Annotated in this window: 10 protein-coding genes; 9 read left to right on the top strand and 1 reads right to left on the bottom strand. The window is 46.6% G+C overall.

All coding sequences use genetic code 11. The features are described 5' to 3' along the window. Positions 1-46 precede the first annotated feature (46 nt). The 4 genes from corC (at position 47) to OCU77_RS03785 (ending at position 5,221) form a co-directional block, all read left to right on the top strand. A complete protein-coding gene (gene corC, locus OCU77_RS03800) occupies positions 47-919 on the top strand; it encodes a CNNM family magnesium/cobalt transport protein CorC (protein ID WP_048900738.1) in 873 nt (290 codons plus the stop codon). A gap of 13 nt (positions 920-932) precedes the next feature. Beyond that, a complete protein-coding gene (lnt, locus tag OCU77_RS03795) occupies positions 933-2,483 on the top strand; it encodes an apolipoprotein N-acyltransferase (protein WP_048900737.1) in 1,551 nt (516 codons plus the stop codon). Between the two features lie 97 nt (positions 2,484-2,580). Beyond that, positions 2,581-3,291 carry a lipid-binding SYLF domain-containing protein gene (locus OCU77_RS03790; RefSeq protein ID WP_048900736.1) on the top strand — a complete coding sequence of 237 codons (711 nt, stop codon included), beginning with the start codon at positions 2,581-2,583 and terminating at the stop codon, positions 3,289-3,291. Positions 3,292-3,667: 376 nt separating this feature from the next. Then, on the top strand, positions 3,668-5,221 hold the full coding sequence (locus OCU77_RS03785; RefSeq protein ID WP_084711896.1) for a S8 family serine peptidase: 1,554 nt from the start codon (positions 3,668-3,670) through the stop codon (positions 5,219-5,221). A 73-nt stretch (positions 5,222-5,294) separates the two neighbouring features. Here OCU77_RS03785 and OCU77_RS03780 read toward each other — a convergent pair whose 3' ends face one another. After that, the gene (locus OCU77_RS03780; protein WP_048900735.1) at positions 5,295-5,777 is read right to left on the bottom strand and encodes a zinc ribbon-containing protein; all 483 of its coding nucleotides are present in this window, start codon (positions 5,775-5,777) and stop codon (positions 5,295-5,297) included. A gap of 183 nt (positions 5,778-5,960) precedes the next feature. Between OCU77_RS03780 and leuS the strand changes: the two genes are divergently transcribed. The 5 genes from leuS (at position 5,961) to rlmH (ending at position 11,299) form a co-directional block, all read left to right on the top strand. Continuing rightward, on the top strand, positions 5,961-8,537 hold the full coding sequence (leuS, locus tag OCU77_RS03775; RefSeq protein WP_048900734.1) for a leucine--tRNA ligase: 2,577 nt from the start codon (positions 5,961-5,963) through the stop codon (positions 8,535-8,537). A 148-nt stretch (positions 8,538-8,685) separates the two neighbouring features. Next, on the top strand, positions 8,686-9,369 hold the full coding sequence (locus OCU77_RS03770; RefSeq protein WP_048900733.1) for an LPS-assembly lipoprotein LptE: 684 nt from the start codon (positions 8,686-8,688) through the stop codon (positions 9,367-9,369). Then, positions 9,366-10,397, top strand: a complete 1,032-nt coding sequence (gene holA, locus OCU77_RS03765) for a DNA polymerase III subunit delta (RefSeq protein WP_048900732.1) — start codon at positions 9,366-9,368, stop codon at positions 10,395-10,397. The genes OCU77_RS03770 and holA overlap by 4 nt, the downstream gene beginning before the upstream one ends. Before the next feature lie 107 nt (positions 10,398-10,504). Continuing rightward, positions 10,505-10,822 (top strand): ribosome silencing factor, encoded by a 318-nt coding sequence (rsfS, locus tag OCU77_RS03760; RefSeq protein WP_048900743.1) that lies wholly within the window; start codon positions 10,505-10,507, stop codon positions 10,820-10,822. 6 nt (positions 10,823-10,828) lie between these two features. Further along, positions 10,829-11,299, top strand: a complete 471-nt coding sequence (gene rlmH / locus OCU77_RS03755) for a 23S rRNA (pseudouridine(1915)-N(3))-methyltransferase RlmH (RefSeq protein WP_048900731.1) — start codon at positions 10,829-10,831, stop codon at positions 11,297-11,299. The last annotated feature ends 2 nt before the right edge of the window (positions 11,300-11,301 follow it).

Below are 11,301 nucleotides of genomic sequence, written 5' to 3'. Positions count from 1 at the left end.
TTGGATAGCTACCGTGGCTTAGACCACTTAATTGACATGAAAAGTGATGAACGAAGATAACTCGCAAAATTCTGAAGGTCCGAGTAGAAAGTCCTTCTTTGAACGTATTGGCCAATTGTTTCAAGGTGAACCACAAAACCGTGAAGAGCTGGTCGAGGTATTCCGCGATTCGGAAGAAAATGATTTGATAGACCACGACACCCGCGACATGCTCGAAGGTGTGATGGAGATAGCAGAAATGCGTGTGCGGGACATTATGATCCCACGCTCTCAAATGGTCACGATCGAACGTTCTCAGAAGCTTGAAGACCTTATTGATTTAATTGTTGATGCTCAACACTCACGCTACCCTGTGATCAGTGACGACAAAGACCATGTAGAAGGTATTCTACTGGCTAAAGATTTACTGCGTTACTTGATCCCAGACTCTGAACCTTTCGATATGGACAAAGTCCTCCGCCCTGCGGTGGTTGTGCCTGAAAGCAAACGAGTTGATCGCTTACTCAAAGAATTCCGCGAAGAACGCTACCACATGGCGATCGTTGTGGATGAATTTGGTGGTGTATCGGGTGTTATCACTATCGAAGATATTCTTGAGCAAATCGTTGGCGAAATCGAAGATGAATTCGACGACGAAGAAGAGCAAGATATCCGTCAGTTAAGTAAGCATACCTATTCGGTAAAAGCACTGGCGACCATAGAAGATTTTAACAACTTATTCCAAACGGCATTCAATGATGACGAAGTGGATACTGTAGGCGGCTTAGTCATGACCAGCTTTGGTCACTTGCCAGCCCGTGGTGAAGTTGTTGAATTAGATGGTTACTCGTTTAAAGTCACGTCAGCTGACAACCGCCGTGTGATCCAGCTTCAAGTCACGATCCCACATGAAGCGCATCAGCCAACGACGACTACTTAATTAGTTTTAGATGATGAATAAAGCCTTTTTCATCTCCCTTGGGCGGCCTTTATTGGCCGCTTTTGCGGGAGCGTTAGCGACCTTATCGTTCGCACCGTATAATATCTGGCTCCTTGCCCCTGTATCACTCGCACTCTTTTTCTGGTTACTCCTCAATCAAAGTATTAAGCGCTCTGCCGTCATTGGCTTTAGCTGGGGCTTAGGCTTATTTGGTACAGGGATCAGTTGGGTGCATGTCAGCATTGACACCTTTGGCGGTATGCCAAAAGTAGCCAGTGTCTTCCTCATGACTTCACTGATCAGCTACCTGGCGCTGTATCCTCTGATTTTTGGTGCCCTATTCAATCGCTTTAACCAAGGTCGCCCTTTCCAGCAGCTCCTACTGAGTGGGCCGGTATTATGGCTCTTGCTCGATTGGCTTAGGGGATGGGCATTCACAGGCTTCCCATGGTTATGGATGGGCTATGGTCAAATTGATTCTCCACTTTCAGGCTTAGCACCCATCTTTGGGGTAGAAGGGATCACCCTCGCTTTAGTGCTGATCAGTGCTGGTATTGTGGCGGCAGTTTCAGATCGCAACTGGAGACCTTTACTGGTTCCCGCTGTAGTGATCGCTTTTTCACTGCTTGTTCACGGTGCGCAATGGGTCACTCCCAATAACGATAAAACCGTCGATGTTGCGTTAGTGCAAGGTAATGTACCGCAAGAGCTAAAATGGCTCCCGAGCGAACGCTGGCCAACCCTGATGAAATATATCGACTTGACCCGCGAAAACTGGGACGCTGATTTAATCATTTGGCCTGAAGCCGCAATTCCAGCGCTAGAAGCGCACCTTCCTTCGTTTTTACAAAACCTAGATGAAGTCGCGCGCGAAAATAACAGCACTGTGATTACAGGCGTTTTAGATCAAAAAGACAACGGTGAATTCTTTAATAATATCTTAACCTTAGGTAAAAATAACGATGATGGCTACGACTACGATCACGCCACCCGTTACAGCAAGCATCACTTGCTACCTTTTGGTGAATTCGTCCCATTCGGTGATTTGTTACGACCGATTGCGCCATTTTTTAATTTACCCATGTCCTCATTTAGCCGAGGTGACTTTGTTCAACCAAACTTAGCAGCGAATGGCTACAACCTTGCGCCTGCATTATGTTATGAGGTGGCATTCAGTGAACAGGTTCGCCAAAACGTGAATGTCGATACCGACTTGCTGTTAACCCTATCGAATGATGCGTGGTTTGGTACTTCTATTGGCCCATTCCAGCACATGGAGATTGCGCAAATGCGTTCACTCGAATTGGGTAAGCCTCTATTACGTGCCACCAATACAGGCGTAACGGCAGTGGTTGATCATATGGGACAAATCACGAAACAAATTCCGCAATTTGAAACGGCAGTCCTACGGGCGAAAGTTACCCCTACGGATGGCTTAACGCCTTATACCAGCTTAGGAAGTTGGCCGCTCTACGGTTATGCCTTATGGTCGCTGGCATTATCTATGGTCTTGATTCGCCGTCAACGTGGTGGGTTTAGAGAGATCCAAACGGATCAACCGTAACAAAGCCTAACAAAACCTGAAAAGACGAAGATTAACGCTTCGTCTTTTTTTTCATCTTGCTAAGATAGAAATAATTACCGCTGTAAAGGATGCCGCCATGAAAACCGTTCACCGCCTCTTCACTATGTTTAGCGCGCTAGCATTACTCTGTATCGCAACAGGATCTGTTGCAAAAGAAGATATCGAAACCCGCGCATCTCTTGAACACTTTCAGCAAGCACAACAAACCCAGCCCTTTTTTGATTCCGCTTATGGCTACGCTATTTTTCCGTCAGTCGGTAAAGGCGGCTTTTGGGTTGGCGGCGCATACGGCACAGGCACAGTATATAAAGATCAAACCATCGCAGGTTTTGCCAAACTGTATCAAGTCTCAGTCGGACTTCAATTTGGTGGCCAGTCATACAGCCAAATCATGTTTTTCCAAGACCAACGCTCGTATGAACGCTTTATCAGCGGCAGTTTTGAACTTGATGCCCAGGCCTCTGCTGTGGCACTAACGGAAGGTGCACAAGCACGTGCGGGGACGACAGGTGTTGGAGCTGGCTCAGGTAAGAACTTTGTTGAAGCTAACTACACCAACGGCATGGCTATTTTCACCTATGCTAAAGGTGGCATGATGATCGAAGCATCTTTGGCTGGGCAAAAGTTTAGCTACGAGCCCATCAGCGCGGCCACAGAGCAAGTGAAAGCACTTAATCAAGATAATACAGCACCGGCTGAACAAGGTGCGCCCGTCAGTGATCTAACCTCACCTGTAGGTGAAGATAACGCACCTACCGTAATTTTAGCGCCACCGTTAGAAGAATAAATAATAGTGAAGTCATAAGGCGGTTCTTATTGCCGCCTTCCTTCGAAGAATCGAACCTGCAATACACCATAATTCATCATGGTTCTAACGATGAATATCCCTCATATACAACAAAAATGCTCACCTTTTACATCAACGATACTCGCTAGGTTAAATCACGCCACCCATATAAAGCCGAACGCATATCACCATAAGCAGATTAACGCTTGCAACCCATTTATTATTTACTTGATACCCCTTCCTATTCCCGTTTTTTATCCTGCAAAATAAAATAAAAGGAGAACACTTGGTTGTGAGGAAGCCCTTCCTCATCACAATAAAACCAAACGAATAAGCCTTGTCTTGTTCTATTTGGTATCACAATCAAGGATAGAAAATGAGAACCATACCGACTCTTCTGGCTATGCTCATTGCTAGCAGCCCTGTTTTTGCCAATAACAACACCCTCATAACCGATCAAGTCATTGTTAAATACCGTACTAGCAGCCCTGTTATGCGAGCAACGGCGTCACCAATGATTGATGGCATCACCCACTTACAGCAAAGCCTCAGTGCCGATGTCCAATACATCCGTCCAAGTGCAAACGGCACTCACGTACTCAAGGTTACCGATCAGGCCAAACTCGAAGCCGTAATCGAGCAACTACAGCAAGATCCAAATATCGAATATGCCGAGCCTGATCGCATTATGTGGCCAACAGCCATCCCAAATGATCCTGGGTATAACCTTCAATGGCATTATTCTGATCCCACCAGCGGTATCAATATGCCCAAAGCATGGGACGTTACAACTGGCGGTTCAGAAGTCATTGTTGCCGTGATCGATACCGGGGTTCGTTTCGATCACCCAGATTTAATCAACAACTTACTTCCTGGTTATGACTTCATTAAAAATGCAAAGGGGGCGCGAGATGGTGATGGCCGCGATAGCGATGCTACCGATGAAGGTGATTGGTTAGTCGCAGGACAATGTGGACAAAACTACCCGCCACAAGATCGAAACTCATCGTGGCACGGAACCCATGTTGCAGGCACCATTGCAGCAGAAGGCAATAACAGCCAAGGGGTGACTGGAGTAGCTTGGAATACCCGTATCGTCCCAGTGCGAGTCCTTGGTGCGTGCGGTGGCTACACCTCTGACATTACCGATGGTATGCGTTGGGCTGCTGGTTTGCCAGTTCCCAATGCGCCAGCCAACCCATATCCAGCACAAGTCCTTAATTTAAGCCTTGGTGGTCAAGGGGCTTGTGGCTATGCTTATCAGCAAGCCGTTAATGATGTACGCGCTCAAGGCGCAACCATTGTCGTAGCTGCTGGTAATGACAACCTGAATGTTCGTGATTTTAGTCCAGGTAATTGCCAAGGCATTATCTCGGTTGCTTCTAATAACAAGGAAGGCAATCGTGCATTCTATTCCAACTATGGCGATCTCATTGATATCACAGCACCAGGCGGCGGCCGCTCTGGTGGCATCCTATCAACCTTTAACTCGGGTAAACGTCAAGCAGGCGAAAACAGTTACAGCTACTCAATGGGCACCAGTATGGCTGCCCCACATGTAGCAGGTATCGCTGCGCTTATGTACTCACTCGATCTAAGCCTGACACCAGATCAAGTCGAGCAATATATCACTGAAACATCACGTCCTTTCCCTGCTGGTAGCAGTTGCAATACTTCAGAGTGCGGTACAGGTATTGCCGATACTTTTGCAGCACTACAACGCGTGAAAGGGATCAGTCCAAACCCGCAACCCGGTACTGTCGATTGCAGCACCTATCAAGTATGGGCAGAAAATACCGTATACCAGAGTGGCGATCACGCTCAACAAAATGGGATTGCTTACCGCGCACAATGGTGGACTCAAAACCAACCACCCGCTGATAACCACACCAACTGGGGAGTATGGGCCAAACTCGGGCAGTGTAAATAACGAATAGATGCGAGTGAATACGACAAGCGGGCTTAATCGCCCGCTTCTTATCGTCGATTAGAGTATAAAAAAATCATGGCGCTAAAGGTTGACGGGTAAATTGCTCGTGCCCACAGCGTATACAGGGTTCTAAACGTTTCACATGCGTATACATTTGATGGTGACCACAGTGCTCACAAACCAAATTACCCAAGCCAATGATCTCTCCCGCTTGATAAACCCCCTGGTGCTGGATATCCCCCATGACCTCACGCCACTCTAATTGGGTTTTATCCGTAATTTCAGCCAAACCGCTCCAAATTGTTTCGGACACCGCCTGATAAAATGGGCTTTCATCGAAAGGCTCTGAACTTTCTTCCACATTTTGCCCAAATTCAGCTAAATCACGTTTTAAATACGCAGAAATTAACGCCAACTCATCTTTGGTCATGTCACTAGCGGCTTGACGGTATTTTTCTGTCGTATCAATCCATTGATTAAGCTCCTCAGGGCTATGCTTCAAGGCTTCAGTTACTTTTTCAAGTAATGCTTCATATTCTGCTTTTTGCTTCGCCATATGTACCTCCTCCCCTTGAACCGACAACACAAGGCACCCAAAACACCACCTTAGGCAGCGATAAAGCAACAATAACTGTATCGAATTACCCTCAGCTATTGTTGACACCTTTACCTTTAGTTATTCTATGTCGATTATATTGAATGTGTTTGTACTCAACTCACAAAATCCTGGATGTCATCGATGCAAGAACAATATCGCCCACAGGACATTGAACAGAAAGTTCAAGAACACTGGGACAACAACAAGACCTTTGTTGTAAGTGAAGACCCTAATAAAGAAAAATTCTACTGTCTCTCCATGTTCCCGTACCCAAGCGGTCGACTGCACATGGGTCACGTTCGTAACTACACCATCGGTGATGTTGTTTCTCGTTACCAGCGTCTACAAGGCAAAAACGTAATGCAACCTATCGGTTGGGATGCATTCGGCCTACCTGCAGAGAACGCCGCGGTTAAAAACAACACCGCTCCCGCGCCATGGACTTACGAAAACATCGAGTACATGAAGAACCAGCTTAAAGCACTAGGTTTAGGCTACGATTGGGATCGTGAATTCGCAACCTGTACGCCTGAGTACTACCGTTGGGAACAAGAGTTCTTCACTAAGCTTTACAATAAAGGCTTGGTTTACAAGAAAACCTCTTCTGTAAACTGGTGTCCGAACGACCAAACTGTACTGGCTAACGAGCAAGTAGAAGACGGCTGTTGCTGGCGTTGTGATACCCCAGTAGAACAAAAGAAAATCCCTCAGTGGTTCATTAAGATCACCGAATACGCTCAAGAGCTACTCGACGATCTAGACAACCTAGACGGTTGGCCTGAAATGGTAAAAACCATGCAGCGCAACTGGATCGGCCGCTCTGAAGGTGTTGAGCTATCTTTCGCGGTTAACGGCGAAGAAGCACCATTAGAAGTGTACACAACACGTCCAGATACTCTTATGGGCGTATCTTACGTGGGTATTGCTGCGGGTCACCCTCTGGCAGAGAAAGCGTCTAAGAACAACCCTGAGCTTGCTGCATTCGTTGATGAATGTCGTAACACCAAAGTTGCTGAAGCTGAACTAGCAACAATGGAAAAGAAAGGCATGGATACTGGCCTAACGGCTATCCACCCGCTTAACGGTCGTGTTGTTCCAGTTTACGTGGCTAACTTCGTACTGATGGATTACGGCACAGGTGCTGTAATGGCGGTTCCAGCTCACGATCAACGTGACTTTGAATTCGCGACTAAGTACGGCATCGACATCATCCCTGTGATCAAACCAGAAGACGGTTCTGAGCTAGATGTATCAGAAGCCGCATACACTGAAAAAGGTGTACTGTTTGATTCTGGCGAATTCGATGGCCTAACTTTCCAAGCCGCGTTCGATGCGATTGCAGCGAAACTTGAAGCGGAAGGTAAAGGTAAGAAGACAGTTAACTTCCGTCTACGTGACTGGGGTGTTTCTCGTCAACGTTACTGGGGTGCACCAATCCCAATGGTAACAACGGAAGATGGTGAAGTTCACCCAGTTCCTGCTGACCAACTACCAGTAATTCTTCCAGAAGACGTGGTAATGGACGGTGTAACGAGTCCAATCAAAGCAGATAAAGAGTGGGCTAAAACCACCTTTAATGGTGAACCAGCACTGCGTGAAACCGATACCTTCGATACCTTTATGGAGTCGTCTTGGTACTACGCGCGTTACTGTTCACCACAAGCTGACGATATTCTAGACCCAGAAAAAGCGAACTACTGGCTACCAGTAGACCAATACATTGGTGGTATCGAGCACGCTTGTATGCACCTACTGTACTCTCGCTTCTTCCACAAACTGCTACGTGACGCAGGTTACGTAACCTCTGACGAGCCGTTCAAACAACTGCTATGTCAAGGTATGGTACTGGCTGATGCTTTCTACCACACTAATGACAAAGGCACCAAAGAGTGGATCGCACCAACGGATGTAGAAATCGAGCGTGATAGCAAAGGTCGCATCGAGAAAGCCGTCGATAACCAAGGCCGTGACGTAACTCACTCAGGCATGATCAAAATGTCTAAGTCGAAAAACAACGGTATCGACCCACAAGAGATGGTAGACAAGTACGGTGCAGATACCGTTCGTCTATTCATGATGTTTGCGTCACCTGCAGACATGACGCTTGAGTGGCAAGAGTCTGGCGTTGAAGGAGCTAACCGCTTCCTAAAACGTGTATGGAAATTGGTTAATGAGCATGCATCAAAAGGTGCTGCAGAAACTGTTGATGTCTCTGCGCTATCTTCTGATCAAAAAGCACTACGCCGTGATGTTCACAAGACCATTGCAAAAGTAAGCGATGATATTGGCCGTCGTCAGACATTCAATACTGCAATTGCTGCTATCATGGAACTGATGAACAAGCTAGCGAAAGCATCTCAAGAATCAGTACAAGATCGTGCACTGCTTGATGAAGCCCTAAAAGCAGTCGTTCGTATGCTTTACCCTATGACTCCACACATTTCTTACGAGATGTGGGAAGCGCTAGGTGAATCAAACATCGATTCAGCAATCTGGCCAACATTCGATGAAGCTGCGCTAGTTGAAGATGAAAAGACCATCGTCGTGATGATCAACGGTAAATTACGTGCAAAACTAACTGTTGCAGCTGATGCAACCGAAGAACACGTGAAAGAACTTGGTCTTAACGATGCAAACGCCGTGAAATTCCTTGACGGCCTTACCATTCGTAAAGTGATTTACGTTCCTGGTAAGCTACTGAACATCGTTGCGAACTAAGTTCACAACCTGATGACAGACTATCCCCGCTCAGGCGGGGATATTTTTATCTAGCATCGTCATAGCAACTACCAGTCAATCTAGGTTCTAATCAGATTGATTTCCCGCTATAGTCGATAAGTTTTCACTCTACTTAGGAGCTAATTTGGTGAAGGCTTTCTTTTCTTTAAAAAGCACCCTTAGACTACTTTCAGTCGCCCTACTTTCTCTTACTGTGTCTGCTTGTGGCTTCCACCTTCGTGGCACCTACATGCTACCCGATGAAATCGCCAAACTATCACTGACTAGCTTCGACCAATACGGCCAACTGACCCGTCTAGTAAAGTCACAATTTAAGTTGCATGGTATTGAAGCCGTGCCACCCTCAGCGACTGTACCTAATCTTCACTTAATCAGTGAAAGCAATGGTGAACGCACCCTGTCGCTCTACCAAAACAGCCGCGCCGCTGAATACGAGCTGAATTACTCAGTACGCTATAGTATTACGATCCCTAACAAAGCCAGTAAAACCTTCTCAACCAAAGTAACCCGTACTTTCCTTGATAACCCATTAACGGCACTGGCAAAGTCGGTTGAACGTGACATGATCAAAGACGAGATGCGAGAGCAAGCATCACGTCAAATATTACGTCAAATGGCGCGTCTAACGGCGACAATTGAAGCGCTTGACGAGCAAGAACTCGAAGCAAAACTGGCAGAAATGGAAGACACCAAAGCGGAAGATATGCCCGTATCAGGTACAAGTGCCAGCTACAACAGCACTAACACTGTCAACACAGAGGAAGTGAGCACAGTTGAGCCCGGCACAGAGGTAGGCACAAGCCAACCATGAGAGTTTACCCAGAACAACTGACGCAGCAGCTCAATAAAGGGCTGCGTCAAGCCTACTTATTATTTGGTAATGAACCACTCCTAAAGCAAGAGTGCGGTGACCAAATTAAGCAAGCAGCACAACAGCAAGGTTTCGATGAACGCCATAGTTTCACCATCGACCACCAGCTTGATTGGAATCTAGTACTCGATTGCTGTAACGCAATGAGTCTTTTTGCTGCGCGCCAAATCATTGAGCTAGAAATCCCAGAGTCTGGACTGAACGTCAACCAAGCCAAGTCACTGGTCGAAATATGTGACAGCTTACACAATGACATTCTGTTGCTGATCACTGGACCTCGTCTCAATAAAAAGCAAGAATCAGCCAAGTGGTTTAAAGCATTAGATAACCAAGGTTTATACTTACCTTGCAATACGCCTGACCCTCGTCATTTACCACGCTTTATTCAAGCGCGTTGCCAGCAACTCGGCCTTAAAGCGGATCATGAGTCCGTACAAATGCTGGCGCAATGGCATGAAGGGAATATGCTGGCACTTGCACAAAGTCTACAAAAACTCACCTTGCTATACCCAGATGGTGAGCTCAATATTGTTCGCTTAGAAGAAGCATTAAGCCGTCACAACCATTACACGCCTTTCCAACTGGTTGATGCCGTACTAGCAGGTCAAGCGAAACGCAGTCAACGTGTATTACGCCAACTTGAAGGCGAAGGCATTGAGGCAACCATTATCTTACGTACCCTGCAGCGCGAATTAACACAGCTGTATAAAATGCAAGAAATGGGCAAGAAAGGCACACCGCTGAATATCATTTTTGAACAATTTCGCATCTGGCAAAGTCGCCGCGAGATTTACATTGGCGCCCTTCACCGTCTTCCCTACGCCAGAGTGGTCAGCTTGCTACGCTTATTGACCCAACTAGAGATCCAAGTAAAAACGGATTTCGACACAAAACCATGGCCAGCACTGAGTGCGCTCTGTGCGGAGATGTGCGGGATAAGTACCCATACCGAGCCGACACCTTTTTAGTGCTTGTGTCGGATCAGGCTGTGCGTGTTATACTGCGCCGCTAAATTGTGACAGAGATCGATTTGTCGCAAACTATTAATCTATTATCACCAAATGAGGGGATTCCTTTGCAGGTTCAAGAACTACACGATTTTATTGTTGATAAAGTTGACGATATTAAAGCCCAAGACATCGTAACGATTGACGTACGTGGTAAGTCAAGCATCACTGACTTCATGGTTCTATGTACAGGTACATCAAACCGTCACGTATCTTCTATTGCAGATCACGTAAACAAAGAATCAAAACTGATTGATTTCCCTCCATTTGGTATCAGCGGTGAAGATGATGGCCAGTGGGTTATCGTGGATATGGGCGACGTTATGTTGCACATCATGCAGGAAGATTCACGTAGCCTGTACCAACTGGAGAAGCTTTGGAGCTAATCAATTATGAAGCTTCAATTGATTGCCGTTGGCACAAAAATGCCCAAGTGGGTTGAAGAAGGCTATAAAGAATACAGCCGTCGATTCCCAAAAGATATGCCGCTGGAACTCATTGAGATCCCAGCAGGTAAGCGTGGGAAAAATGCAGATATTGCCCGTATCTTACAAAAAGAAGGCGAAGCAATGCTTGCAGCGGTCCCTAAAGGTAACCGCATTGTCACCTTGGACATTCCCGGTAAACGCTGGGATACCGAACAACTGGCTGAACAGCTTGAAAGCTGGAAGCTAGACGCACGCGATGTTTCCATTTTGATCGGCGGCCCTGAAGGGTTATCACCTGCTTGTAAAGCAGCAGCCGAGCAAAGTTGGTCGCTTTCGCCACTCACACTACCGCACCCTATGGTACGTGTTGTCATGGCTGAAAGCTTATATCGCGCGTGGAGCATCACCGCAAACCATCCTTACCACAGGGAATAAGT

Origin of the sequence: Photobacterium swingsii, from assembly GCF_024346715.1 — a bacterium.
GTDB classification, from domain to species: Bacteria; Pseudomonadota; Gammaproteobacteria; order Enterobacterales; family Vibrionaceae; genus Photobacterium; species Photobacterium swingsii.
This window is presented reverse-complemented; position numbering and strand designations above follow the sequence as displayed.

What these genes read in the sequence shown, in the direction of transcription:
- corC (WP_048900738.1), top strand. Translation starts at nt 47, where the DNA reads ATGAACGAAGATAACTCGCAAAATTCTGAAGGTCCGAGTAGAAAGTCC.
- lnt (WP_048900737.1), top strand. Translation starts at nt 933, where the DNA reads ATGAATAAAGCCTTTTTCATCTCCCTTGGGCGGCCTTTATTGGCCGCT.
- OCU77_RS03790 (WP_048900736.1), top strand. Translation starts at nt 2,581, where the DNA reads ATGAAAACCGTTCACCGCCTCTTCACTATGTTTAGCGCGCTAGCATTA.
- OCU77_RS03785 (WP_084711896.1), top strand. Translation starts at nt 3,668, where the DNA reads ATGAGAACCATACCGACTCTTCTGGCTATGCTCATTGCTAGCAGCCCT.
- OCU77_RS03780 (WP_048900735.1), bottom strand. Translation starts at nt 5,777, where the DNA reads ATGGCGAAGCAAAAAGCAGAATATGAAGCATTACTTGAAAAAGTAACT.
- leuS (WP_048900734.1), top strand. Translation starts at nt 5,961, where the DNA reads ATGCAAGAACAATATCGCCCACAGGACATTGAACAGAAAGTTCAAGAA.
- holA (WP_048900732.1), top strand. Translation starts at nt 9,366, where the DNA reads ATGAGAGTTTACCCAGAACAACTGACGCAGCAGCTCAATAAAGGGCTG.
- rlmH (WP_048900731.1), top strand. Translation starts at nt 10,829, where the DNA reads ATGAAGCTTCAATTGATTGCCGTTGGCACAAAAATGCCCAAGTGGGTT.